This window comes from Limnohabitans sp. Rim47 (genome assembly GCF_001517545.1).
Classification (GTDB): Bacteria; Pseudomonadota; Gammaproteobacteria; order Burkholderiales; family Burkholderiaceae_C; genus Limnohabitans_A.
The window spans coordinates 956,018-979,420 of sequence record NZ_FBYA01000001.1; the positions used below are offsets into that span (position 1 = coordinate 956,018).

The 23,403-nt window shown below is 59.6% G+C and carries 24 protein-coding genes and 1 pseudogene; 5 read left to right on the forward strand and 20 right to left on the reverse strand.

Features of this window, described 5'->3' with window-relative positions:
- Positions 1–14: 14 nt before the first annotated feature.
- Complete coding sequence (gene lpdA / locus BN3544_RS04400; RefSeq protein ID WP_026036471.1) at positions 15–1,871, forward strand: dihydrolipoyl dehydrogenase; 1,857 nt, start codon at positions 15–17, stop codon at positions 1,869–1,871.
- Positions 1,872–1,957: 86 nt separating this feature from the next.
- On the opposite strand, the gene BN3544_RS04405 is transcribed toward lpdA, so the two are convergent.
- Both BN3544_RS04405 and BN3544_RS04410 read right to left on the reverse strand, forming a co-directional pair.
- Positions 1,958–2,287: an XRE family transcriptional regulator gene (locus BN3544_RS04405; RefSeq protein WP_019428969.1), complete on the reverse strand. Its 330-nt coding sequence runs from the start codon at positions 2,285–2,287 to the stop codon at positions 1,958–1,960.
- Positions 2,271–2,627: a type II toxin-antitoxin system RelE/ParE family toxin gene (locus BN3544_RS04410; RefSeq protein WP_019428970.1), complete on the reverse strand. Its 357-nt coding sequence runs from the start codon at positions 2,625–2,627 to the stop codon at positions 2,271–2,273. The genes BN3544_RS04405 and BN3544_RS04410 overlap by 17 nt, the downstream gene beginning before the upstream one ends.
- 87 nt (positions 2,628–2,714) lie before the next feature.
- Here BN3544_RS04410 and BN3544_RS04415 point away from each other — a divergent pair.
- A pseudogene (locus tag BN3544_RS04415) lies at positions 2,715–2,873 on the forward strand (hypothetical protein); the annotation flags it as partial.
- Between the two features lie 122 nt (positions 2,874–2,995).
- Here the strand turns inward: BN3544_RS04415 and BN3544_RS04420 are convergent.
- The 10 genes from BN3544_RS04420 to mltG form a co-directional block, all read right to left on the reverse strand.
- Positions 2,996–3,895, reverse strand: coding sequence for a hypothetical protein (locus BN3544_RS04420; protein ID WP_019428972.1), 900 nt, complete (start codon positions 3,893–3,895; stop codon positions 2,996–2,998).
- Positions 3,896–3,975: 80 nt separating this feature from the next.
- Positions 3,976–4,599 carry a 3'-5' exonuclease gene (locus tag BN3544_RS04425; RefSeq protein ID WP_019428973.1) on the reverse strand — a complete coding sequence of 208 codons (624 nt, stop codon included), beginning with the start codon at positions 4,597–4,599 and terminating at the stop codon, positions 3,976–3,978.
- A complete protein-coding gene (gene ylqF / locus BN3544_RS04430; protein ID WP_019428974.1) occupies positions 4,596–5,522 on the reverse strand; it encodes a ribosome biogenesis GTPase YlqF in 927 nt (308 codons plus the stop codon). The genes BN3544_RS04425 and ylqF overlap by 4 nt, the downstream gene beginning before the upstream one ends.
- Before the next feature lie 125 nt (positions 5,523–5,647).
- Positions 5,648–6,247, reverse strand: a complete 600-nt coding sequence (locus BN3544_RS14350) for a hypothetical protein (protein WP_193364652.1) — start codon at positions 6,245–6,247, stop codon at positions 5,648–5,650.
- A 191-nt stretch (positions 6,248–6,438) separates the two neighbouring features.
- On the reverse strand, positions 6,439–6,720 hold the full coding sequence (locus tag BN3544_RS04440; protein ID WP_019428976.1) for an HU family DNA-binding protein: 282 nt from the start codon (positions 6,718–6,720) through the stop codon (positions 6,439–6,441).
- Positions 6,721–6,887: 167 nt separating this feature from the next.
- On the reverse strand, positions 6,888–7,739 hold the full coding sequence (locus BN3544_RS04445; protein WP_081499347.1) for an ankyrin repeat domain-containing protein: 852 nt from the start codon (positions 7,737–7,739) through the stop codon (positions 6,888–6,890).
- A 6-nt stretch (positions 7,740–7,745) separates the two neighbouring features.
- Complete coding sequence (locus BN3544_RS04450; RefSeq protein WP_026036473.1) at positions 7,746–8,552, reverse strand: TatD family hydrolase; 807 nt, start codon at positions 8,550–8,552, stop codon at positions 7,746–7,748.
- A 3-nt stretch (positions 8,553–8,555) separates the two neighbouring features.
- The gene (locus BN3544_RS04455; RefSeq protein ID WP_019428979.1) at positions 8,556–9,560 is read right to left on the reverse strand and encodes a hypothetical protein; all 1,005 of its coding nucleotides are present in this window, start codon (positions 9,558–9,560) and stop codon (positions 8,556–8,558) included.
- Complete coding sequence (gene tmk / locus BN3544_RS04460; RefSeq protein ID WP_019428980.1) at positions 9,557–10,198, reverse strand: dTMP kinase; 642 nt, start codon at positions 10,196–10,198, stop codon at positions 9,557–9,559. Before tmk ends, BN3544_RS04455 begins: the two co-directional genes overlap by 4 nt.
- An 87-nt stretch (positions 10,199–10,285) precedes the next feature.
- Positions 10,286–11,287, reverse strand: a complete 1,002-nt coding sequence (mltG, locus tag BN3544_RS04465) for an endolytic transglycosylase MltG (protein ID WP_019428981.1) — start codon at positions 11,285–11,287, stop codon at positions 10,286–10,288.
- A gap of 70 nt (positions 11,288–11,357) precedes the next feature.
- On the opposite strand from mltG, the gene BN3544_RS04470 reads away from it, so the two are divergent.
- On the forward strand, positions 11,358–12,314 hold the full coding sequence (locus BN3544_RS04470) for a CAF17-like 4Fe-4S cluster assembly/insertion protein YgfZ (protein WP_019428982.1): 957 nt from the start codon (positions 11,358–11,360) through the stop codon (positions 12,312–12,314).
- Between the two features lie 87 nt (positions 12,315–12,401).
- On the opposite strand, the gene BN3544_RS04475 is transcribed toward BN3544_RS04470, so the two are convergent.
- Complete coding sequence (locus BN3544_RS04475; protein ID WP_019428983.1) at positions 12,402–13,262, reverse strand: YbgC/FadM family acyl-CoA thioesterase; 861 nt, start codon at positions 13,260–13,262, stop codon at positions 12,402–12,404.
- A 274-nt stretch (positions 13,263–13,536) separates the two neighbouring features.
- Positions 13,537–14,532, reverse strand: a complete 996-nt coding sequence (locus tag BN3544_RS04480; RefSeq protein ID WP_050999072.1) for an alpha/beta hydrolase — start codon at positions 14,530–14,532, stop codon at positions 13,537–13,539.
- Positions 14,533–14,741: 209 nt separating this feature from the next.
- Here BN3544_RS04480 and BN3544_RS04485 point away from each other — a divergent pair, with 209 nt between their 5' ends.
- Entirely contained in the window at positions 14,742–15,878 is a 1,137-nt protein-coding gene (locus tag BN3544_RS04485; RefSeq protein ID WP_019428985.1) for an iron-containing alcohol dehydrogenase, read from the forward strand.
- 99 nt (positions 15,879–15,977) lie between these two features.
- On the opposite strand, the gene BN3544_RS04490 is transcribed toward BN3544_RS04485, so the two are convergent.
- The 4 genes from BN3544_RS04490 to BN3544_RS04505 all read right to left on the reverse strand — a co-directional run bounded on the left by BN3544_RS04490 (position 15,978) and on the right by BN3544_RS04505 (position 20,907).
- A complete protein-coding gene (locus tag BN3544_RS04490; RefSeq protein ID WP_019428986.1) occupies positions 15,978–16,364 on the reverse strand; it encodes a TfoX/Sxy family protein in 387 nt (128 codons plus the stop codon).
- Positions 16,365–16,439: 75 nt separating this feature from the next.
- A complete protein-coding gene (locus BN3544_RS04495) occupies positions 16,440–17,393 on the reverse strand; it encodes an oxygen-dependent tRNA uridine(34) hydroxylase TrhO (protein WP_026036476.1) in 954 nt (317 codons plus the stop codon).
- Positions 17,394–17,449: 56 nt separating this feature from the next.
- Positions 17,450–18,541: a patatin-like phospholipase domain-containing protein gene (locus tag BN3544_RS04500; protein WP_019428988.1), complete on the reverse strand. Its 1,092-nt coding sequence runs from the start codon at positions 18,539–18,541 to the stop codon at positions 17,450–17,452.
- 5 nt (positions 18,542–18,546) lie between these two features.
- A complete protein-coding gene (locus BN3544_RS04505) occupies positions 18,547–20,907 on the reverse strand; it encodes a Tex family protein (RefSeq protein ID WP_019428989.1) in 2,361 nt (786 codons plus the stop codon).
- Between the two features lie 78 nt (positions 20,908–20,985).
- On the opposite strand from BN3544_RS04505, the gene BN3544_RS14405 reads away from it, so the two are divergent.
- Complete coding sequence (locus BN3544_RS14405) at positions 20,986–21,504, forward strand: hypothetical protein (RefSeq protein ID WP_231733888.1); 519 nt, start codon at positions 20,986–20,988, stop codon at positions 21,502–21,504.
- Positions 21,505–21,557: 53 nt separating this feature from the next.
- Here BN3544_RS14405 and BN3544_RS04515 read toward each other — a convergent pair whose 3' ends face one another.
- Together BN3544_RS04515 and BN3544_RS04520 are read right to left on the reverse strand one after the other, a co-directional pair.
- Entirely contained in the window at positions 21,558–22,463 is a 906-nt protein-coding gene (locus BN3544_RS04515) for an SDR family oxidoreductase (RefSeq protein WP_019428992.1), read from the reverse strand.
- Entirely contained in the window at positions 22,460–23,395 is a 936-nt protein-coding gene (locus tag BN3544_RS04520; protein ID WP_019428993.1) for a glutathione S-transferase family protein, read from the reverse strand. Before BN3544_RS04520 ends, BN3544_RS04515 begins: the two co-directional genes overlap by 4 nt.
- Positions 23,396–23,403: the final 8 nt, after the last annotated feature.

The window sequence follows — 23,403 nt, forward strand, 5'->3', positions numbered from 1 at the left end:
CGATTGAGAAGAACATGGCATTCATAGATATTCAAGTTCCCGACATTGGCGACTTCGACGAAGTGGCCGTGATCGAGTTGCTGGTCAAACCCGGCGACACCGTCAAGGTCGAGCAATCGCTCCTCACCGTCGAGTCCGACAAGGCCTCCATGGAAATCCCGTCCTCCCACGCTGGCGTGGTCAAGGAACTGCGCGTGAAGCTGGGCGACAAGGTCAAGCAAGGCTCGGTGGTGTTGGTGCTGGAAGGCGAGGGCGCTGCTGCGCCTGCGGCTTCGGCAACCGCTGCCGCACCGGCACCCACATCTGCACCGGCTGCTGCAGTTGCTCCTGTCGCAGCGACTGCTGTGCCTGCACCTGTGGCATCCAGCTTCGGCGGCTCTGCCGACATCGAGTGCGATGTGCTCGTGTTGGGCGGCGGCCCCGGCGGTTACTCGGCTGCGTTCCGCGCGGCCGATCTGGGCCTCAAGGTGGTCGTCGTTGAGCGCTACGCCACTTTGGGCGGTGTTTGCTTGAACGTCGGTTGTATTCCCTCTAAAGCACTGCTTCACGTCGCAGCGGTGATGGACGAAGTCAGCCACATGGCTGACCTCGGCGTGGACTTCGGTGCCCCAGTGGTCAACATCGACAAGCTGCGTGGCCACAAAGAAAAAGTCATCGGCAAACTCACAGGCGGCTTGGCCGCCATGGCCAAGATGCGCAAGGTCACCACCGTGCGCGGCCTGGGCCAGTTTGTCGGCGCGAACCACCTCGAAGTGCTGGAAACCAGCGGTACCGCGCAAGCGCAAACCGGCAGCAAGAAGGTCATTGCTTTCAAGCGCGCCATCATCGCGGCAGGCTCCCAAGCCGTGCGTTTGCCTTTCATGCCCAACGACCCGCGTGTGGTGGACAGCACCGGCGCTTTGGAACTCAAAGAAGTGCCCAAGCGCATGCTGATTTTGGGCGGCGGCATCATCGGCCTGGAAATGGGCACCGTCTACAGCACGCTGGGCGCGCGCCTGGACGTGGTGGAAATGATGGACGGCCTGATGCAAGGTGCGGACCGCGACTTGGTGAAGATCTGGCAAAAGATGAACGCCAAGCGCTTTGACAACATCATGCTCAAGACCAAGACCGTGTCTGCACGCGCCTTGCCCGAAGGCATTGAAGTCACGTTCGAGAGCGCCGAACCCGGTGGCACGGCCCCCGCACCGCAGGTGTACGACCTGGTGTTGCAAGCGGTGGGTCGCACGCCCAACGGCAAAAAACTCGCCGCCGAGAAGGCTGGCGTGGCGGTGACCGACCGTGGCTTCATCAACGTCGACATCCAGATGCGCACCAACGTACCGCACATCTTCGCCATTGGCGACATCGTGGGCCAGCCCATGTTGGCGCACAAGGCGGTGCATGAAGCGCATGTGGCGGCCGAAGTGATTGCGGGCGAACTGCAAGGCAACAAAGAACTGGCAGCTGCGGCGTTCAACGCACGCGTCATTCCGAGCGTGGCCTACACCGACCCCGAAGTGGCTTGGGTGGGTTTGACCGAAGACCAAGCCAAAGCGCAAGGCATCAAGGTGAAAAAGGGCTTGTTCCCTTGGACGGCCTCGGGCCGTGCTATTGCCAATGGCCGCGACGAAGGCGTGACCAAACTGCTGTTTGACGATTCCCCCGAGGTGCATGCAAATGGGGGCCACGGCAAGATATTGGGCGGCGGCATGGTCGGCACGCACGCGGGCGACATGATTGGTGAAATCGCCTTGGCGATTGAGATGGGCGCAGACGCCGTAGACATCGGCAAAACCATCCACCCCCACCCCACGCTGGGCGAAAGCATCGGTATGGCGGCGGAGGTGGCGCATGGCAGCTGTACGGACGTGCCGCCGAGCAAGAAGTAAACACTTCGCGTCGTCAAAGAAAAAGCCCGGACGGGAAACCGTCCGGGCTTTTTAGCTGGTGGCGCACAGCAGGCTTTCGGTTTCCCCTACGCCGAGGTGGCTCGCGAACGCTTGCTGTCGCGCTTGAGCCGAATTTCAACTGTCCGACCCACTGCGCTCGCTGCTTTGACCAGGGTGTCGAGCTGAATGGACAGATTGCTCGGGTCCAATACACGGTCCAATTGGGACCGACTGGTGGCCATGCGTTGCGCCATATTCACTTTGCTGAGCTTGCCGCTTTGCATGGCGTCGTCCAGTTGCTCGGCCAATGCGCGTTTGAGCGCACGGGCCTGCACTTCTTCATAGATGCCGTCCTCTTTGAGGAAGTCATCAAAACTGCTGCCCGTGTGGGGATTGACTTTAGTTGCTTTGGCCATTGATCCACTCCTTCAAGCGTTTGGTCGCCAGTTCAATATCGGCGGGGTTGGTTTGCTGGGTCTTTTTGACAAAGGCATGCAGCAAAATCATTTCGGACTCCTCCACAGCAAAAAGCACGCGTGCGATGCGGTTGCCGATCTTGCTGCGAACCTCCCAGATTGGCCCTCGCAAATGATCGACCCGTGGTTTGCCTATGGGCCATTTGTATTGGACATAGGCAATGTCTTCGCCTACGGTTTGGCGTTCCGCTTTGTCCAAAGTCTTCAGCCATTCGCTCACCGGCTCGCTGCCAAGTGCAGACCGGTAGAAGATGGCAGGGATTTTTCTGCTCGACGACATTTATAAAGTGTACCTTATAAAGTACTTTTTGTCGGTGTGTCTGTGACCAACCGCAGCTACACCAACGTTGAGATCCAGATGCGCACCAACATGATTGGCGAGATCGCTCTGGCCATCGAAATGGGCGCAGACGCCGTGGATATCGGCAAAACCATCCACCCGCACCCCACGCTGGGCGAAAGCATCGGCATGGCGGCGGAGGTGGCGCATGGCAGCTGCACGGATCTGCCGCCGAGCAAGAAGTAAAGTACTTCTCGCTGCAAACAAAAAAGCCCGGGCGGGGAACTGTCCGGGCTTTTTTTGTATTCTTCCAATGTCCGGCAATCACCTGAATTTAAGCGGCGATCAAACGGCTTATTCACCGCATCTCAATGCGCCCCGAGGTAACACCCCTCAGCCCGCTCCCCATCCGCTTCATCACCTTCCTCGCTGCACAGCGCGGCAATCAAAGCTTGGTCCACCACATGGCCGGGTAGCAGCAGCTCTTCATTCGTCCAACGTTTGACCAAGTGGCCATTGGCCACGCCGCCGGTGTGTGGGGCTTGGTAGGCACGGCGGTGTTGCATGGTCACGCCGCTGTTGGCGTTGGCGATGAAGCGGCTTTCGCCCAAGGCCCAGGGTTCAAAGTAGGCGTTGGCCGCCGCATCCACCTGCCGGAAGTAGCTGCGTGCGCCTTCGGCGTGGAGCTTTTTGCGCACGGTGCGCGTGATGAGGCCTTGCAAGTGGTCGAGCGCGGCATCCTCCATTTGATCGAGGGCTTCGGGGCTCATGTCTTGCCCGGCCAGGGCCGCGTTGCTGGCCAGCTCGGCGGGCAGCACTTGCACCATGGCTTTGACCACATCGCGGTGCGGTGCCACGGCGGTGGCCACGGCGCGTGTTTGCGGCTGGATGGGGCAGCGGATTTCGACAAAGCGCGGTTTGACGGGGCCTGTGCAGCCATCGTGGTGGTAGTACTCGCCTTGGCTGAGGCGCCCTTTGCTGGAGCGCCCGCGCACATCGCGGTAGGTGGGGTGCTCTGTGTGTGAATTCAGGCACACCACCAAGCCGGTGGCATCGACCAATTGGTAAAAGGCCTCGCGCAATTCGGGCAACAGGAGTTGGTCGTGCAGGTAATCGGTGGGCTCTGAGCCTTCATGACCGACTTCGCCTTCAATGACCAACACAAAGGGCTTGGGCCTGCGCACGCGCCACAATGCGTTGGCAAATTCCAGCACCGAGCTGGCGTGGGCGATGTGTGGCTTGGCGCTGTGGCCCGTGGGGTCAGACATGGGAAGAATTCAGTGTGCGGTCGGGCTCGGACTGCGAGCAGGGGATTGACAGTAATTTTAGGGCTTCATTTCGCGATGGCTCAGACCAAGCCCAAGGCGTCCCAGACCCGAATCGCGGCATACGCGTCGTTGGCCGCGTAGACCAACTGTGATTCGGTCAGGCGGGCATTGGCCCAGTTGCTGGTCGCCGCTTTTTTGGACTTCATGAAGCGCTGGTTGAACAGCACCGCCACAGCGCCTTTGACGCCCATGTCTTTGCGGTAGCCGCGTTGGTGGAACACGGTGTTGAGTTCCAGAATGCCTTGAGGCTCGATGCCCAGTTTGTGGATGATGCGTTTGCGGTCATCACCCAAGCCAAAACCGGCTTTGGCGATGCCTTTGAATGCCAGCAAATCGGCGGCCACGTTTCGGCATTCGGGTTCGTGCAGCTGAAACACCCAAGCCCGTTCGGCGGTAGACAGTTGCAGGATGTGCGGGCCGTCAGACTGCTCGCCCACCTTGAAGGTTGGTTTGGATTCGGTGTCAAAACCCCAAGCCTGCGCGAGCACGAGTTGGTCATAGGCACGGCCAGCCTGCGCACCGGTGCTCACCAAGGTGATGCGGTCCAGCCCGAGTCGCTCGAACGCGGGGAGGAGGGCGATGGCCTCTTTGTCGGGGGTGGCGCGCTGCGGGGTTTGGTTTTGCATGCTTTGGCCGGTGGTCATTCGCGGGCCTGTTTTTTGGCTTTTTTCGAGCCTTCTTTGCGTTGGGTGCGTTCTGCGTCGGCTTTCTTGCCTTCGGCCAGCCATTGGGCAAATTCTTCGGGTGTTTCCAGCGTCACGCGGCCCAGAGCGGCAGACCTGAAATCGTGGATCACCAACTCGGCTGCTTTGGTCGTGTTCACACGCCCGCCGCTTTGTAGGGCGCCGCGTTGGCGGGCAATGGCTTCGAGCATGGTTTCGTCGGTGTGGCTGGCCACGTCTTTGATTTTGTAGCGGGCTTCCAGTGCTTGTGGGTAGTTGGGGATCAGGTAGTTCAGCAACTCCAGCGCCACCACTTCTTCGTCGAACGCGTTCACGCCAATGGCACCGCTGGCAGCCAAGTTGAACCCGCTTTGCTCGACGATGATGCGAGGCCAAAGAACGCCGGGCGTGTCGTACAAATAAAAATCATCGGCCAGCGTGATGCGCTGCTCGAGTTTGGTCACACCCGCTTCGTCGCCCGTTTTGGCGGCGCGTTTGCCTTTGAGGGTGTTGATCAGCGTGGATTTGCCGACGTTGGGAATGCCGCAAATGAGCACGCGCATGGGTTTGACCATGCCACCCCGGTTGGGGGCCAATTGTTGGCACGCTTCAATCAAGGCCTTGGCTGGCGAAACCATGCTGGTGTCCAGACCCAAGGCACGCACATCGGGCAAGGCGTTGTAGTGGCGCAACCAGGCGGTGGTTTGCACCGGATCGGCCAAGTCTTGCTTGCTGAGAATTTTCAGGCCTGGTTTGCCTTGAATCAGCTCGGCCAGCATCGGGTTGGCGCTGGAGCCGGGCAAGCGGGCGTCGAGCATTTCGATGACGACGTCGATGTCTTTGATGCGTTCCCCAATCGCTTTGCGCGTGAGGTGCATGTGTCCGGGAAACCATTGAATCGCCATAAAAGCCGCTGCCAACCGAAAGTCAAAGAGGGTGATTGTCGGTCACTTCAGGCTCGTACCCGGATTTTCTGCAATGGCTCGCGGGCGAGCAAGCCATTACGTCTCGCAACAATATTGGTTTTGCTCTAACGAACCAAATCTTCCATGGCATCGATCACCAAGCTGGTGCCGATGGCGATCAACAAGATATCGGAGGCGACTCGGACATATTTGTAGCCCGGCGGTGGCACGCCCAATGTGACAAGCACCGTTCTGGGCAACTCGTAATAAACCACACCTTGCGGCAGTGGCACGCCTTTGTGCCATTGTTTGGCCTGGCCTGGAGGCAAGCAGCCGGTGCCCTTTTTGGCCAAACCCGGCGGGCAAAACCCCATGTTCTCGGGTCTGCTGTAGTAGCTTTTTGCGGCCTCTAGGTGGTGCGATTGGAAATACTGCCCGATCCGAATTTCTGCAGCAGGTGAGGGTGCCGTCATGTGGTGCGGCATGAAGGGCGGCATCTCTGCAGGCGGGTGATGGGGATGCCAATGTTTGCTGCGTTGCTGCTTGGCGGCAGGGTGTTGATCGGGCGCTTTGTGCACCTGCGGCGCATGAGGCGCTGGCTTGTCTTGGCGCTGTGCTTTGCGCGGGGCTTGGTCATCGGCTCTTTGCGCTTGTGCAGTCTGTGGCAGCCACAAGACCGGCAGCAGGGCCAAGCAAGCCATGTAAACATATCGAGGAGTGGTCATGTTGGGCTTTCTTCATGGTGATACAAAACACCAGACCCGCACAAGTTATCTGACCAGATGCGCTTGCGCTGTTCGCCAACACCCACAAGTTCGATGCCGCATCACGGGACATGCCCCATCAACCGAACGCCCATGAAAAAAGGCAGCCTGGTGGAACACCATGGCTGCCTTTCGGCGGAAGCAATTGGAAATTACTTCTTCTTGTTCACGGCTGCTTTGAAAGCGGCACCAGCGCTGAAACGGGGCACGGTAGCGGCTGCAATTTTCAGCTTCTCGCCAGTGCGTGGGTTCTTACCAACGCGAGCGGCACGCTTGGCGGCTTTGAAGGTACCAAAGCCAATCAGTTGCACGTCTTGTTTTTTGGCAACCGTCTTGGTGATGATTTCAACCAGCGCGCTCACGGCACGGCCGGCAGCGGCTTTGGACATGTCAGTTTCTTTGGCCAATGTTTCGATCAGTTCTGCTTTGTTCAAGATTTTTCTCCAGATGAATAGAACGGCGAGATTTTGCCACGCAACGTGCGCTTGCCCACATAATTTTCTTAATTTAACCAACTTCTTTGACCGATGTCACTTTACATAATATACATCGTATGAATCAAATGGTGAAGCAAAGGGAACTTGAGATTCACGCCGACAGATCACCAACCCGTTTTGACCGGTTTGGATGCGGGCATGGATGCTTCAGCCGCTGGCGGCAAAACCGGCGCTGACGATTGCGCAGCGTTGGCTGTTGAACGTGTATTGACCGGACCTGCTGGGGTCGTGGCTTGCGATGACGCTGTCTGCGCAGTCACATCGTCTGCCACCAGTTTGGGTGTCTGAGCCTTGGCCGCACGCGCAGCCTGGCGCTGCAGACCTGTTTGGATCAACTCTTTGGCATTTTGGCGATGACCACGAACAGCGAAATCGAGGGCCGTCAAACCCAACTGGTTTTTGATATTCAAATCGGCACCGGCCTGGATCAAGACCTTGACCGCTTCGGGGCTGCCGTACATGGCCGCCATCATCAATGGCGTGCTGCCGTTGGGCGATTCGGCGTCGATGTACGCGCTGTTTTCGAGCAAAAATTCGATCACGGCGACTTGGCCCGTGGATGCGGCGTAATGCAAAGGCGTCCAGCCGGGTTTGTTCACATCGGCGTCGAGTTCGACCAACTGCTTGACCAAGGGCAAATGGCCCTTGAGTGCCGCCAACATCAAAACACTTTCATCCTTGTCGTTGCGGACCTCGACTTTGATTTTGGGCCAGCTAAGCAACAACTGTGTGACCTTGGGCGAAGGCTCGCGCACGGCCAGCATCAGGCCAGCATGACCTGCGGGATTGACGGTGTTTGGGTCAAACCCGCGTTGCAGCAAAGCCTGAACAGTCCTGACATCGTCGAACTGAATCGCTTTGAAATAGTCTTCGTAAGAACCTGCCCAGGAGGGCAGGTTAATAAAAATAAATCCAATTAAAACAACAGCTTTTTCAATTAAATTAATATTTAACATGAGGTTTTAGACGGCTGTTTTGGCGAACAAATTCAAGAAATTGCGAGTCGTCAACTCGCCAATCGCCTCCGAAGTTGAACCGCGAAGCTCACCCAACAACTTGGCAACATGCGGAACATAAGACGGATTGTTCAACTTGCCACGGTAAGGCACAGGAGCCAAATAGGGGCTGTCGGTCTCGATCAGCAGGCGGTCATCGGGGACAAATTGGGCGACTTCGCGCAGATCAGCTGCGGTCTTGAAGGTCAAGATGCCCGACAAAGAGATGTAAAACCCCAAGTCCAAGGCCGCTTTGGCCACCTGCATGCTTTCGGTGAAGCAGTGAAAAACGCCCCCCGCCGAGCCAGCGTCACCCGATTCGCCCTCTTCTTTCAGGATGGCAATGGTGTCATCCGACGCTTGCCGGGTGTGAATGACCAAGGGCAAGCCGGTTTGACGCGCAGCCCGAATGTGGGTGCGAAAACGCTCGCGCTGCCATTCCATATCGGCGATGGTGCGCCCGCCTTTGCGCTCGTCCATCTGGTAATAGTCGAGCCCCGTCTCGCCGATGGCCACCACCTTGGACCGGGCCGCACCATCGAGCAGGTCTTGCAAACTGGGCTCGCGCACGCCTTCGTTGTCGGGGTGCACGCCCACCGTCGCCCACATGTTGTCGTGCGCCATGGCCAAGCCGTGCACGCTGTCAAAGTCTTCCATCGTGGTGCAAATGCACAGGGCGCGGGTCACTTGGGCGGCTTCCATGGACTGCAAAATGCTGTCCAGCCGACCCATCAGTTCCGGGAAATTCAGGTGGCAATGGGAATCGGTGTACATCGTTCAGCCCTTGGACAGCAGGGTTTGTTGGGCATCGGCGGTCAGCGCTTCGAGCATCAGACCGGCATTAAAAGGGTGCTCGGCGGTGCGGGCCGATTGCATCAGTCGCTTGAACCAATCCGTGAGCACCATGACCGATGCCGAGGTGGCGGGCAACTGGGCGGCATCGAAAAAACGCGGCGCAGCACCTGCTTGACGCAACACCAGGTCGTGACAAAGCTTTTGCAAGGCATCAATGGCTTGGGCGGAGCTCATGTCGGCCAAATGCCGCGCATCGCCTTGGCGCATGGCTTTGGGCAGCGCGGCCCACCATTCGGGGGACAAACCCGATTCGGCCTGCCGCAACACATCGGTCGGCCTGCCGCCTGCGCTGCGCAGCAAAGCCTGCGCCACAGGCGCTTGCACGCCCTGCCCGGTCAACCAGGCCAGCGCTTCATCGGCCTCAGGCCACTTCATGGTGTGGGCCAGGCAACGGCTGCGGATGGTGGGCAGCAGCATGTGGCTGGCCTCGGTGGCCAGCACAAAACGCACATCGCCTGGCGGCTCCTCAAGTGTCTTGAGCAAGGCATTGGCCGTGATGGTGTTCATGCGCTCAGCCGGAAACACCAGCACCGCTTTACCGCGCCCACGGGCGTCGGTGCGCTGCGAAAACTCCACCGCATCGCGCATCGCATCCACACGGATTTCTTTGCTGGGCTTGCGGGATTTTTTGTCAATCTCGTCCTGCGCTTTTTCGGACAAGGGCCAGCCCAACTCGATCATCACCGTCTCGGGCATCAGCACGGCCAAGTCGGCGTGGGTGTGCACGGCAATGGCGTGGCAACTGGGGCAATCGCCACAAGCGCCCTGTGGGGTGGGCTTTTCGCACAACCACGCCGACGCCAAAGCCAGCGCCAATTCGTATTGACCCAAGCCCGACGGGCCTTGCAGCAACCAGGCATGCCCACGCTGGGCCAGCAAATCGGTGGCTTGGCGGGCAATCCACGGGGCGTTCAAGGGCGCGCTCATGCGCCATCCCGCCCGAGCCATGCACCGACCACACGGCTCACGTTAGCTCCAACGGCGTCCATGCTTTGGGCAGCATCGATGCGTGCAAAACGGTCTGGCATCTCGGCTTGCCGTTTGGCATACCCTGCTCGCACGGCCGCAAAAAAGTCAGCGGGCTGAGACTCAAACTTGTCGGGCACCCGGGCTGAAGCCAAGCGCTCAGCCGCTATGTGTGGGTCCAAGTCGAACCAAACCGTCAAATCGGGCTGGCGCAAAGCCCCATCGGGCAAAGCCTGCACCATGCTTTCGAGCTGGGCCAGCACCTGCCAGTCAAAGCCGCGCCCACCGCCTTGGTAGGCAAAAGTGGCATCGGTGAAACGGTCACACAAGACCACATCGCCCCGGGCCAGCGCGGGTTCGATCACTTGCACCAAGTGCTCACGGCGAGCGGCAAACATCAACAGCGCTTCGGTCAGCGCGTCCATGGGTTCGTGTAAGACCAGTTCACGCAACTTTTCGGACACCGGCGTGCCACCAGGTTCGCGGGTGCGCACCACCGCCCTGCCCGCTTCTCGACAAAGCTGGGCCACGCGCTCAATGTGTGTGGATTTGCCCGCACCGTCGATGCCCTCAAAAGTGATGAATGTGCCGCGTGTCATAAAGGTGTGATGTGAATATTCGATTGTCGCTCAAGCGGGGAGCTAAGCCCGTCAGCAGCACGTTGTCTGTTGGCCAAGCGGATGTCTTCACTGTCCGCGCTGGTAGCGGTTGACGGCCCGGTTGTGTTCATCGAGCGTGGCGCTGAAGTGGCTACTGCCATCGCCCTTGGCCACAAAGTACAGGGCCTGCGTTTTGGCGGGTTGCACCGCGGCCAGCAAAGCGGCTTTGCCGGGCATCGCGATCGGCGTGGGTGGCAAACCGGCTCGCGTGTAGGTGTTCCAAGGCGTGTCGGTGGTCAAGTGCACACGGCGCAGGTTGCCGTCAAACGCCTCACCCAGGCCATAAATCACCGTCGGGTCGGTCTGCAATCGCATGCCAATGCGCAGTCGGTTGTTGAATACGCCCGAAATCAAAGGGCGGTCAGTGCCCTTGCCGGTCTCTTTTTCGACGATGCTGGCCAACGTCAGCGCTTCTTCAAGCGACCTGACCGACACCCCGGCTTGACGAACATCCCAGGCCTGTTGCAGGTGTTTGTCCATGGACTTCATGGCCCGTTGCAAAACGGCCAAGTCGCTCGCGCCCTTGGCATAAGAATAGGTGTCCGGGTAAAAGCGCCCTTCCGGGGCCACGCCCGGGCGACCCAGTTGTGCCATCAAAGCGTCGTCGGCCAAAGCGCGGCTATCGGGCTTGAGGTTGTCGGCCTTGCCCAGCGCCTGGCGCACTTGCCGCCAGTTCCAGCCTTCCACAATCGTCACGGTGCGCAGGCTTTCTTCGCCTCGCACCAGCATGTTCAGCAGCCTTTGGGGCGTGGTGCCGGGCGCAATTTCGTAGCTGCCTGCACGCATCTGGCGCGATTGGCCCGACAGGCGAAACCAGGCGTACAAGAGCGAGGGTGAGGTCTGCGCCCCGGCGTCGGCCACGGCTTGTGCAATCGCTTTGGGCGATGTGCCGGGCTCGATCGACAAATCCAGCGCGGCTTGACGCGCATTCAGCGGCTGCTGAATCCACCAGAATGCACCGGCGCCCAGGCCCAGCGCCATCACCAGCAGGCTTGTCAGTAACTTCATCAAGCCTTTGAGCACGGCCATGTCCTTTGTTCGGGTGTCGAAAACGTGGGGGGATGATAATTCACGCCTTGCCAGACGACAGAGCCGCCCCATGAACACCCTTGCCCCATTCAGCCCTCACTCCCAGACCCTTTTGAACGGCGTCAGCGCCCTGCCCCACTTGGGCGTGATTCAGGCCCAGGGCGAAGATGCGGCCAACTTTTTGCACAACCAATTGAGCAACGACGTGCTGTTGCTGCCCGTGGGCCAATCGCGACTGGCGGCTTTTTGCTCAGCCAAGGGCCGCATGCAGGCCAGCTTTGTCGTCGTTAAAACTGCGCCCGACACGGTTTTGCTGGTCTTGAGCCTGGATTTGCTAGCCCAGACCCTCAAGCGCTTGTCCATGTTTGTGATGCGCGCCAAAGTCAAAATGACCGACGCCACCGGCCAGTGGCAGCTGCGCGGTTTGGTGGGCGACAGTGCCAAGCACTTGCTGGGCGATGCCGCGCCGTGGCAAAGCACGGTGACGGAGGGTGCTCATGCCCTGGCCTTGTACCCGTCTGTGCTGAACAACGTTCAAGTGCCCCGCGCCTTGTGGCTGGCACCCGTAAATCAGTCACTGCCTGAAGGCCCAGAATTGTCCAGCGATGTGTGGCATTGGTTTGAAGTGATGAGCGGCGTGACGCTGATCACCCAGCCCCTGTTCGAGGCTTTTGTGCCGCAAATGCTCAATTACGAATCGGTGGGCGGTGTCAACTTCAAAAAAGGCTGCTACCCCGGCCAGGAAGTGGTGGCCCGCAGCCAGTTTCGCGGCACGCTCAAGCGCCGCACAGCGCTGGTGCACAGCTCAGTGGCAATGAGCGCCGGGCAGGATGTGTTCACACCGGCTGACCCCGAACAGCCCTGCGCGACCGTGGTGCTGTGCGCGGCACGGCCTGACGGCGAAGGTTTTGATGCGTTGGTGAGCGGCACGACCGAGAGCATGCAAAGCGGTTGGCATGTGGGCAGCGCCGAAGGCGTGGCCTTAGAGTTGTCGCCCTTGCCCTACGCCTTGCTTGCAGACATTTAAGGGGTCCAGCTGGCGCCAACACTGCTGAAAATTTCAGCGATTGGCATTTGCCAGGAATCAGGTCCTAAAGTGTCAGTGGCAGAAGCGTCAGCTCAATTCACGCGCCATCTCGATGTGCGCAATTCCCGCTTCTTCAAAAACCGCGCCATGCGGCCTGAATCCTGAGCGTTTGTAAAACCCTTCTGCGCTGCATTGCGCGTGCAAAACGACTTGGGTGTCGCCCCGGTCTTTGGCTGCACTCATCAGGGCTTGCAGCACACGTTGGCCCAAATCGCTGCCGCGCATCTGCTTCTTAACAGCCATGCGGCCAATGCGGGCCACACCAGGAGCGTGTTGCAACAAGCGGCCTGTGGCCAATGGCATGCCCATGCGGTTCAGGGCCACGGCGTGCAAGGCGGTGTCGTCTTCGTGGTCCCACTCCAATTCGGCAGGCACTTTTTGCTCGTTCACAAACACCTCGGTGCGCAGCGGGCTGGCCAGTTTCTGAAAGTCGTGCCAAGAGCCCATATGCACTTGCACCATGTCTTCCCCGCGCTCAAAGCCTTCCAGCATGTCGCGCAAAGGGGCCGGGATGGGCTGGCTTTTCTTGGCCACCGGGTCGGCGTACACATAAACCAGCTCGCTGGTGATCAGCAGTTCATCGCCCCGAAAAATCGCGCCCGCAAAGGTCATGGACGAGTTGCCCACGCGGTCGCAGCGCATGCACACGTCCAGAAAATCGTCCATCTCGGCGCTGGCGTGGTACTCGACGCTGGCCTTTTTGACAAACAAATCACCCCCAAGCTGGTGCATGGTTTCGGCATAAGGCATGGCCAATTGCCGCCAATAGTCGGTCACGGCGGTGTCGAAGTACATGAGGTAGTGACCGTTGAACACGATTTTTTGCATGTCAACTTCAACCCACCGCACGCGCATGCGATGAGAAAAACGAAAATCTTGGCGTTTCATGAATCAGTTCCTGTTGTGAGCTGGATACCCGCATGCGCGGGCATGACGGATTTAGGGTAAGTGGGTGAGCAGAAAATGGGCTTTCGGGAATGGAGTGAGCACCTGCGCGGGTATGACGAATTTAGGGTAAGTGGGTGAGCAGAAAATGGGCTTTAGGGAATGGAGTGAGCACCTGCGCGGGTATGACGAATTTAGGGTAATTGTGGGAGCAGAAAATGGGCTTTGGGGAATGGAGTGAGCACATGCGCGGGCATGACGGGTATTTGTGGGTTTGTCATGCCCGGCTTGACCGGGTATCCATGACTTCAAAGGCGGCCCTCAAAGCCCGGCCAGCATCGGCATGCGCTTGCAGGGCGTCGGGGATGGCGCGGCCCATGGTGATGAAACCATGCACCACGCCTTTGTAAATTTCAAGGTCGACCGGCACACCCGCCATGCGCAAGGTGTCGGCGTATTGCACACCCTCGTCCACCAGCGGGTCGCATTCGGCCAAGCCGATCCAGGTGGGTGCCAGGCCACTGTGGTCGGGGGCGTTGCCGGGGGCAAAACGCCAGTCGTCGCGGTCTGCTTTGTCGATGTAGCCGTCAAAAAACCAGTCGATGGTCTCTTTGTCGAGCATGAAGCCGTCGGCAAATGTGTGGTGCGAGGCGGTGTCTTGCCGACCGCCGCAGCCTGGATAAAACAACAACTGCAAAGCCAGTTTCAAGCCCTCATCGCGGGCCATCAAGGCGCACACGGCGCTGAGCGTGCCGCCCGCGCTGTCGCCGCCCATGGCCAGGCGCGTGCTGTCCAAACCCAGGGTCTGTGCGTTTTGATGCAACCAGTTCAGCGCATCCCAGCTGTCGTGCACCGCAGTCGGAAATCGGTGCTCTGGCGCCAGGCGGTAGTCCAGTGAAACCACCGCGCAATGCCCGTGGCGTGAGAGCTGGCGGCACAGCACGTCGTGGGTCGTCAGGCTGCCCACGGTGAAGCCTCCGCCGTGGATGTACAGCAACACGGGCAAAGCAGACTCGCCTGTCACTTGTTTGGGGGCGTAAAGCCGGGCGGGCATGGCATGCCCATCGCGGGCGGGGATGTGGATGTTTTCTACCCGGTCCACGTGCGGTGCGGGTTGCAGGTCCAGCATGGGTCCGCCGATGTCGTAAAAAGCACGGGCCTGAGCAGGCGTCATGGCGGTCATGGGCGGGCGACCTGCGCGGTGCACCCGCTCGATCAAGCTGCGTGTGGCGGCGTTCAACAGGGCTCGGGGGTTGGTGTGGTGGCTGCTCATGGGCAAAAAGATCGACAGGGCCGTGGGTGGTGAGATCGGTTCAAACAGCAAAAGTGGCCAGTGAGAAAGGCAAGGGCCAACAAGGGTGACAGCACCCGCATGCCCAAAGGCCATTCCTGCCTCAAAATGGGCTTTGATCGTACAACGCCCTGCCAACCCAGGTCTGTCACTTGGTCGTTGTTGGGCGCAACAGTTTGGAGTATTGCCCCATGTCATTCATCAATTACGTCACCCAGATCCAGATCGACTTTGGCGCAGTCAAGCTGCTGCAAGCCGAATGCGAACGCGTGGGGATCCACAAACCCTTGATCGTGACCGACGCGGGCGTCAAAGCCGCTGGCGTGTTGCAAAAAGCGCTCGACGCCCTGCCCGGTTTGCCGGTCACGGTGTTTGACCAGACCCCGTCCAACCCGACCGAATCGGCGGTTCGCGCCGCAGCGGCCATGTACAAGGCCAACGGCTGCGACGGCTTGATCGCGGTGGGCGGAGGCTCGGCGATTGATTGTGCCAAGGGCGTGGCGATTGCCGTCAGCCACGAAGGCCCGCTCAAAACCTACGCCACCATCGAAGGCGGCTCGCTCAAGATCACCGACCGCGTGGCCCCCATCATCGCCATGCCCACCACCAGCGGCACCGGCAGCGAAGTGGCACGAGGCGCGATTTTGATCCTGGACGACGGTCGCAAAGTGGGTTTTCACAGTTGGTTCATCGTGCCCAAAGCCGCCATTTGCGATCCCGAACTGACCTTCGGACTGCCGCCCATGCTGACCGCCGCCACCGGCATGGACGCCGTAGCGCACTGCATGGAAACTTTCATGGCCGCGCCCTTCAACCCGCCCGCCGACGGCATTGCGCTGGATGGCTTGGCCAGGGCTTGGGGACACATCGAACGTGCCACCACCAACGGACAAGACCGCGAAGCGCGTTTTAACATGATGAGCGCCAGCATGCAAGGTGCCATGGCCTTCCAAAAGGGGCTGGGCTGCGTGCACTCCCTGAGCCACAGCTTGGGTGGCGTGAACCCACGCTTGCACCACGGCACCTTGAACGCCATGTTTTTACCGGCCGTGGTGCGTTTCAACGCTGCAGCCGAGTCGGTGCAAAAAGACAACCGCCTGAACCGGATGGCCCAGGCCATGGGCCTGCACAGCGGCTCGGACATTCCTGATGCCATCCGTGACATGTGCGCCCGCCTGGGCCTGCCCAGTGGTTTGGGCGCGATGGGCGTGACCGAAGGGCTGTTTGACGCGGTGATCACCGGGGCGCTGGCCGACCATTGCCACAAGACCAACCCGCGCATTGCTTCGGCAGACGAATACCGGGACATGCTGTTGACCAGCCTGTGAGGCTGGGGCCTGCTGGCGGGCGAAAAGCGCAGGTCCTTGAAGATCCGCAAGCAATCCCTGAGGGGATAAAGCGCCAATCCATGGCGTTGGTGATCCTGGTCAAGAGGGGCGTGGTGGACGCGTTTTCAACCGGGCTTTGGCCTTCTCCCTGGCCAGTGCTTTGGCCAAATGCCCTCGCGCTGCCGCATCCCAAGCCGAGCGCGCCCAGCGCACGGCTTCACTGGCATCGTCAAATACCGCCTCGGGCGCAGACCAATAAGACAGCGCCACGTCTTTGCCCTTCATGGAGAACGTAAAGGGCGTGAGGCCCAGAGCCTCAAATTCAGGGCGATTTTGCGCATCGGCTTTGAAGAACAGCTGTTGGTTCATGACGATGGCAAACATCAGCCCCTCGTGGTACAGGCCATGTCCACCAAACATGCGCCGGGCAGACACGGTGCCCCAGTCTTCGAGCAGCTCTTGCACAAAGGGTATGAAATCGCTCATACCAAAGCCGGTGAACCAAGCGCGGAACGGTGTTTCAAGCGAGCGCCAAAAGGGCCATGCGTGCCATGTGGGCCATCAAGGGGCTTCATGGCCCGGCATCTTGGCCCCCACGTGGATTTCGCCACGCGCTTGGGCCAACTCGACCTGACGTTGGCGCTCGGCCAGTTTTTCTTTTTGCTCGGGTGTGCGCTGGTCATGGCAATGCTCGCAGCTGACGCCCAAAACGTAGTGTGGCGACAACTTGTCTTGTTCGCTCAGCGGCCAGCGGCATGAGCGGCACAGATCATGGCTGCCCATGCCCAAGCCGTGGCCTACGCTCACGCGCTCATCAAACACAAAGCACTCGCCTTCCCAAATGCTTTGCTCGGGCGGAATTTCTTCCAAATACTTGAGGATGCCGCCTTCGAGGTGGAACACTTCATCAAAGCCGCGCATTTTCATGAGTGCGGTGGATTTTTCGCAGCGGATACCGCCTGTGCAAAACATGGCCACCTTGGTCTTTTTGGCGGCGTCGCCCTGCAAATGGGGCTGCGCGTCCAGCCAGGCGGGCAGTTGCACAAAGTTCTTGATGTTTGGGTTGACCGCGCCCTTGAAGGTGCCAATGGCCACCTCGTAGTCGTTGCGGGTGTCGATGACGACCACGTCCGGGTTGGCCAGCAAGGCGTTCCAGTCGGCGGGTTTGACGTACTGCCCCACGGTCTTGTTGGGGTCCAGCTCGGGCACGCGCAAGGTGACGATCTCTTTTTTGAGCTTGACCTTCATGCGGGTGAACGGCGGCTTGGGGCTCCACGACTCTTTGTGCACCAAGCTGGCCAAACGCGGATCGGCCCGCAAAAAAGCCAGCACAGTGCGGATGCCGTTTTCAGGCCCGGCGATGGTGCCGTTGATGCCCTCGTGCGCCAAAAGCAAGGTGCCTTTGACCTCGTTGGCCTCGCAACAGGCCTGCAAAGGCGCTTGCAGATCGGCGAAATCAGGCAGATCGACGAATTTGTAGAGTGCGGCGGTGAGGTAAGGGGTATCGGGTTGCATGCCCTGATTATCCCAGCCCGGCCATTTGACAGGCCGTTTGCATGCCAACACAGCCGTTAAAGGGGCCGAATGCCCTTCAAATCGGGCCGTGCAAGCCAATGAGCAAACTCATCCGCCAGTTGCTGGCTCGCACGGGCTGCGGCTTGCCACACCTTGACCCGACCCGCCAGATCGCGGTCATAGGTCATGAAATCCTGACGGTCGGGCAGTTTGCCGTTGGGCAGTGTTTTGACCCATTCGGGGTTGGGGGCCAAGACCACGGTGTGGTCCAAAAACGGACTGGCACCATGACGCCATTTCAGGACTTTGTCGAGCCAGCCTGGCACCACGTTTTTCTGGAAATGAGGGTACAGCACGATGGCACGTACGGGCCCCTGTGCAGGCGTGGGTGCCATCCAGTTCAGGTGCAGGTGGTAATCGGTGATGCCGCCGTCCCAATACGCGCCAGCGGGTGCACCGGGGATGTCGTGCACGGCTTTGAGCGCAAACGGGATGGAGCAGCTGGCCTGTAGCGCGGGCATGAAATTGCCTTCGGTCAAGGTGACTTTGAGGGTACGGAAATCTTGAGCGTCAAAAGGCAGTGCAGCACCTTGCCCAGAAAAAACCACGCGCTCCAGCCACCCGCCCAAGGCGCGGCGGCTCAGGGCATTGCTCAAAAATGCACCTGCATACCCCAGCGGCGTGGCCAAGGGGTGTTCGCGGTGCAGCACATGCCGCCCATGCGAGGTCACGATGTGCAGGCGAAATCGGGGGTGGCTCAGCGCCTCTTGGATTCGCCCACCATAAAAAGCCTGCAAGCTTTGACCAAAGGCTTCGCTCACCTGCTCGGCGCTCACGCGTTTGTGGCCCGGCAGCGGTTCGTAGTGCTGCTGAATGTAGTCGCGCTCCAACCGCGCAAACGCCGCCACGGGGTCTGTAAGGCAGGCAGTGGCCATGCGCCATGCGCCGATTGAAGCGCCCACCAGGTCCACACTTTGGCTGCTTTGCGCCAGCCATTCGCCAAAAATGAAGCGGTCCAACGGCCCAAGGATCAGCCCTTTCGGCCCACCAGCTGCCCCCGGAATGACGCCAATGTGCTCCGGCTTGAGACCGTGTTCACGGATGTGGGCCAGGGCCTTGGGGCCGGCGTGGATGTGGAGGGCTTGCATGGTGTTTACTTCTTCAACCCCTGCAACTTGGCAAACGCACTGGCCATGGCCGAGCCTGCACCGGTTGCGGGGGGCGAGGTGTAGCCACCGCCGCCACGCTGGCGGTTGTCTCGCCCTGCCCCTTCAAACTTGTTGTCTCTTGGCCCATCGCGCCGTGCAGGGGCCGCGTCGAGTTTCATGGTCAGGCTGATGCGTTTGCGGGCCACATCCACTTCAAGCACTTTCACCTTGACGATGTCGCCGGTCTTGACCACTTCGCGCGCGTCGGTAACGAACTTGTTGGCCAATTGGCTCACATGGACCAAGCCGTCCTGGTGCACGCCCAAATCGATGAAGGCGCCGAACTGGGCGACGTTGCTCACGGTGCCTTCGAGCGTCATGCCCTCTTTCAAGTCCTTGATGTCTTCTACCCCATCGGCTAATCGGGCCACTTTGAAGTCGGGGCGCGGGTCGCGGCCCGGTTTTTCCAGCTCACCCAAGATGTCTCGGATGGTGATGGCGCCGAATTTGTCGTTGGCGAACAGTTCGGGTTTGAGGGTTTTCAAGACATCCGCTCGGCCCATGATCTCTTGGATGGGCTTGGCCGTTTTGACAATGATTTGCTCGACCACAGGGTAGGTTTCAGGATGCACCCCGGTCATGTCCAAGGGGTTGTCCCCTCCCCGAATGCGCAAAAAGCCTGCGCTTTGTTCAAAGGTTTTGGCCCCCAAGCCCGTGACTTTGAGCAGGTCTTGCCGGTTCTTGAACATGCCGTTGGCATCGCGCCAGCGCACCACCGCCTTGGCCACGCTGCCAGACAGCCCCGACACGCGCGACAACAGCGGCACACTGGCGGTGTTCAGGTCCACCCCCACCGAGTTCACGCAGTCTTCGACCACGGCATCCAGGGTTTTGGCCAACTCGCTTTGGTTCACGTCGTGCTGGTATTGGCCGACGCCAATCGCTTTGGGGTCAATCTTGACCAGTTCAGACAGCGGGTCTTGCAGACGCCGGGCGATGCTGGCTGCGCCGCGCAAACTCACATCCACATCGGGCATTTCTTGGCTGGCAAATTCGCTGGCCGAGTAAACCGAAGCGCCCGCTTCGCTGACCACGACTTTTTGAATCTCAGCGCCACCGTGCAGACGGGCCAATTGCTTGATCAGGTCACCGGCCAGTTTGTCGGTTTCTCGGCTGGCGGTGCCGTTGCCGATGGCGATCAGGTTGACCTGGTGCTTTTCGCACAGCTTGGCCAGGGTGAACAGCGAGCCTTCCCAGTCCTTGCGGGGCTCGTGAGGGTAAACGGTGGCGGTGTCCACCAGTTTGCCGGTGGCATCGACCACGGCCACTTTCACGCCTGTGCGGATGCCGGGGTCCAGGCCCATGACCACGCGGGGGCCTGCGGGGGCTGCCAGCAACAAATCGCGCAGATTGTCTGAAAACACCTTGATGGCGACTTTTTCAGCCTCTTCGCGCAAGCGGGTAAACAGGTCGCGCTCGGTGGACAGGCTCAATTTCACGCGCCAAGTCCAGGCCACGCATTTGCGAATCAGATCGTCCGAGGGACGGGCCGCGTGGCTCCAGCCCAGTTGCATGGCAATCTTGCCTTCGGCAATGCTGGGTTTGCCGGGCTCAGGTTCAACAGGCAGCACCAGCTTGGCGTCCAGCATCTCTAAAGCGCGACCGCGAAACACCGCCAAAGCACGGTGCGAGGGCACCCGGCCAATCGGCTCGTCGTATTCAAAGTAGTCGCGGAACTTGGAAACGTCCGCGTTGTTTTCGTCTTTGCCATCAGACAGCTTGCTTTTAAACAGGCCTTCCTGCCACAGCCATTCGCGGAGGGTTTGGACCAACGAGGCGTCTTCGGCCCAGCGCTCGCTCAGCAGGTCGCGCACGCCATCGAGCACGGCGGCTGTGGTGGTGAAGTCCGCGCCTTCAATCGCACCAGCAGCCAGCACAAAAGCCTGCGCCTCGGCGTGCGGATCGAGCGTGGGGTTGGCAAACAGCATGTTGGCCAAGGGCTCCAGCCCAGCCTCGCGGGCAATCATGCCTTTGGTGCGGCGCTTGGGTTTGAAGGGCAGGTAAATGTCTTCCAGTTCCTGCTTGGTGGGGGCCGCCTCGATGGCGACCAACAACTCGGGCGTCATCTTGCCCTGCTCTTGAATGCTTTTGATGACCGCAGCGCGGCGGTCTTCAAGCTCACGCAAATAAGCCAAGCGGGCTTCCAGTTCACGCAGCTGGATGTCGTCCAGCCCATCGGTCACTTCTTTGCGGTAACGGGCGATGAAGGGGACGGTGGCACCGCCATCAAGCAAGTCCACCGCGGTTTTGACCTGGTCAGGGCGGATACGGATTTCTGCGGCCAGTTGGGCCAGGATTTTCTGCATGTCTCAGGTCACATCTTGAGGGGAAAGCGGGCAAGTTTGCCACAAGCGCTCAGCCTCAGACCTGCCTCAGAACGCTTGTTGAAATTCTCGATTTCTGATTCAGACATCTTTAATAAAACAAATAATTCATCAAAATCATTGACGTTAAACCATCAAAAAAATAAACTAATTAAAATTGATAAAACAATTGTCAAAAAGGAGTGGTTGATGAATTTGATGATTAAAAAAAGAGTACGCAGGGTCCATCGCGCAGTCTGCGTGGCCCTCGCAGGGATGTTGATGGTTGTTTTGACGGGTTGTCAAACGCTGGGTGGCGCTGCGATTCCGGCTGCGGAATATGAAAATTTCACGCCTAAATCGCCAGAAAAGCGAATCATGAAAGAGGTCTCTGTTCGCTGGGAAATCCGAAACGATGTCGCCCAGTACTGTGCGCGTTCGATTGGCATGGGCCGTGAGCAGGCCTACTTCACCCCGCCCGTGGCGTGCGCGGTCTGGCAAGTCGATAAAAAAGAATGTGTGATCGTCACAGGCAGCCCAACCTCACATGTGGCGCTCGGTCACGAACTTCGCCATTGCTTTGAAGGCCACTTTCACTGACCAGCCTTTGAACCCCAACACTGTCGCGTTGGGGCTCAAAGGCTTTGAGGGCGTCAAATGCTGCGCAAGGCTTGGCGCAGGCCCTCGCCCACTTCGGGTTTGGCGGCAAAAGGGTCGGGTGGGTTGCTACCCTGAACAATGGCCTCCATCCGGCTTTGCACATTGCCCAGCGCCTGCGGGTGGCTGTATATATAGAACTGGCCGCTGGTCACGGCATCGAACACTTTTTGCGCCACATCGGCGGCTGACACCTTACCGCTGCCAACCGCTTTGTCACTCTGGGCCTGGCCAATCAACTGGCTGGCGGTGGGCTTGTCAGCGGCCAGTTCGGTTGGTCGGTTGCGGTGGCTCTGGCTGATACCGGTGGGCACAAAGTAAGGACACAACACACTGGCGCTGACCTGATCGCTGACCAGCTGCAAATCCTGATACAGCGTTTCGGTCAAGGACACCACGGCGTGCTTGCTGACGTTGTAGATGCCCATATTGGGCGGCGTGAGCAAACCCGCCATGCTGGCGGTGTTGACCAAATGACCTTGGTACGCTGGATCGGCCTTGGCTGCTTCGAGCATCATGGGCGTGAACAAGCGAACGCCATGCACCACACCCCAAAGGTTGACGCCCAGCACCCATTCCCAGTCAGCGACCGAGTTTTCCCAAACCAAGCCCCCTGCCCCCACGCCCGCGTTGTTGAACACCAAATGCGGTGCACCAAAGCGCGCTTTCACGTCGGCAGCCAGTTGCGCCATGGCCACCGCATTGGACACGTCCACTTGGCGGGCCAACACCTGCACGCCTTGCGCCTTCATTTCGGCCTCGGCTTTGTCGAGTGCGTCTTGTTGCACATCGACCAGCACAAGGTTCATGCCCAGTTTGGCGCCAATGCGGGCACATTCCAGACCAAAGCCCGAGCCCGAACCGGTCAAGACGGCGGTTTTGCCTTTGAAGTTTTCGATCATGCTGATGCCTTTTTCAAAGTGAAGCCCACGCGTGGGAAATGCACATGCACAGTGCCTGCACGCTCATCGCTGCGTTTCAAGGTGTAGCGGGTGCGGGTGGCTGCGACCAACTCACCCTCGGTCGGCTCCAGGCCAAAGTGGTCGGCGGCGATCACCACGGCGCTGCCCAGCGCGATGCCGTGCTCATCCTGAAAAACCTCGCCCTGCAAAGATGCTGGCGTGGATGTCTGGGCCACTTGCAGCGCTTGTTCAGCACTGAACTTATCCGGCGTGCCGTGCCCGATGGCTTGCATGCGGACCATCCAGCTTTTCACCTCGGGTGTGGCGTCCAGAATGCCGGCCAAGGCGGGCGTGCGCTCCTGCGTGAACCAAAGGGGGTGGTAAGCCGCAAAGTCGGCCACACAGGGCTGTGCACCGAACAAAAAATCCTGTCCGTGCAGCATGTTGGCCAAGCGGCGCAAGTAGCTTTTGTAGGTGGCCGCGGCGTCTGCAGACGACATGCGGGCTGCGCCGCCGCGCATGGCACCCCGGTCGGCCACAAAGGCTTGCACGCTTTCAGCAGGGGCACCTGCAAACACCTGAGCAACACCTGCGGGCTGGAAGTTGTAGGCCATGGCGGCCGTGAACAAGGCGCTGTCTGCCCATTGCGCCACGATGCGCGCAGCGCCTTTGACGGCGTCAGGGTAAATCGTGGACTTGGGGCCGATGTGCTCCAGCACATCACAAATGAGCGCGGTGTCGCAATAAATGTCGGCACCCACCTGCAGCACGGGTGTTTTGCGGTAGCCCCCAGTCAGCGCCGTCAGGTCGGGCTTGGGCATGATCATGGGGATGAACACGCTCTTCCAGGCCAATTGCTTGTAGCCAAAAATCAGCCTTATTTTTTCGGCAAACGGCGAGGTCGGGTAGTGGTGCAGGATCAGATCGGACATGTGGCTGG

What these genes read in the sequence shown, in the direction of transcription:
- BN3544_RS04480 (WP_050999072.1), bottom strand. Translation starts at nt 14,532, where the DNA reads ATGAGCAGCCACCACACCAACCCCCGAGCCCTGTTGAACGCCGCCACA.
- BN3544_RS04455 (WP_019428979.1), bottom strand. Translation starts at nt 9,560, where the DNA reads ATGAGCGCGCCCTTGAACGCCCCGTGGATTGCCCGCCAAGCCACCGAT.
- BN3544_RS04470 (WP_019428982.1), top strand. Translation starts at nt 11,358, where the DNA reads ATGAACACCCTTGCCCCATTCAGCCCTCACTCCCAGACCCTTTTGAAC.
- BN3544_RS04450 (WP_026036473.1), bottom strand. Translation starts at nt 8,552, where the DNA reads ATGTACACCGATTCCCATTGCCACCTGAATTTCCCGGAACTGATGGGT.
- BN3544_RS04485 (WP_019428985.1), top strand. Translation starts at nt 14,742, where the DNA reads ATGTCATTCATCAATTACGTCACCCAGATCCAGATCGACTTTGGCGCA.
- tmk (WP_019428980.1), bottom strand. Translation starts at nt 10,198, where the DNA reads ATGACACGCGGCACATTCATCACTTTTGAGGGCATCGACGGTGCGGGC.
- BN3544_RS04505 (WP_019428989.1), bottom strand. Translation starts at nt 20,907, where the DNA reads ATGCAGAAAATCCTGGCCCAACTGGCCGCAGAAATCCGTATCCGCCCT.
- lpdA (WP_026036471.1), top strand. Translation starts at nt 15, where the DNA reads ATGGCATTCATAGATATTCAAGTTCCCGACATTGGCGACTTCGACGAA.
- BN3544_RS04425 (WP_019428973.1), bottom strand. Translation starts at nt 4,599, where the DNA reads ATGACCACCGGCCAAAGCATGCAAAACCAAACCCCGCAGCGCGCCACC.
- BN3544_RS04410 (WP_019428970.1), bottom strand. Translation starts at nt 2,627, where the DNA reads ATGTCGTCGAGCAGAAAAATCCCTGCCATCTTCTACCGGTCTGCACTT.
- BN3544_RS04520 (WP_019428993.1), bottom strand. Translation starts at nt 23,395, where the DNA reads ATGTCCGATCTGATCCTGCACCACTACCCGACCTCGCCGTTTGCCGAA.
- BN3544_RS04420 (WP_019428972.1), bottom strand. Translation starts at nt 3,895, where the DNA reads ATGTCTGACCCCACGGGCCACAGCGCCAAGCCACACATCGCCCACGCC.
- BN3544_RS04500 (WP_019428988.1), bottom strand. Translation starts at nt 18,541, where the DNA reads ATGCAAGCCCTCCACATCCACGCCGGCCCCAAGGCCCTGGCCCACATC.
- BN3544_RS04495 (WP_026036476.1), bottom strand. Translation starts at nt 17,393, where the DNA reads ATGCAACCCGATACCCCTTACCTCACCGCCGCACTCTACAAATTCGTC.
- BN3544_RS04405 (WP_019428969.1), bottom strand. Translation starts at nt 2,287, where the DNA reads ATGGCCAAAGCAACTAAAGTCAATCCCCACACGGGCAGCAGTTTTGAT.
- BN3544_RS04490 (WP_019428986.1), bottom strand. Translation starts at nt 16,364, where the DNA reads ATGAGCGATTTCATACCCTTTGTGCAAGAGCTGCTCGAAGACTGGGGC.
- mltG (WP_019428981.1), bottom strand. Translation starts at nt 11,287, where the DNA reads ATGGCCGTGCTCAAAGGCTTGATGAAGTTACTGACAAGCCTGCTGGTG.
- ylqF (WP_019428974.1), bottom strand. Translation starts at nt 5,522, where the DNA reads ATGGCGATTCAATGGTTTCCCGGACACATGCACCTCACGCGCAAAGCG.
- BN3544_RS14350 (WP_193364652.1), bottom strand. Translation starts at nt 6,247, where the DNA reads ATGACCACTCCTCGATATGTTTACATGGCTTGCTTGGCCCTGCTGCCG.
- BN3544_RS04445 (WP_081499347.1), bottom strand. Translation starts at nt 7,739, where the DNA reads ATGTTAAATATTAATTTAATTGAAAAAGCTGTTGTTTTAATTGGATTT.
- BN3544_RS04475 (WP_019428983.1), bottom strand. Translation starts at nt 13,262, where the DNA reads ATGAAACGCCAAGATTTTCGTTTTTCTCATCGCATGCGCGTGCGGTGG.
- BN3544_RS04515 (WP_019428992.1), bottom strand. Translation starts at nt 22,463, where the DNA reads ATGATCGAAAACTTCAAAGGCAAAACCGCCGTCTTGACCGGTTCGGGC.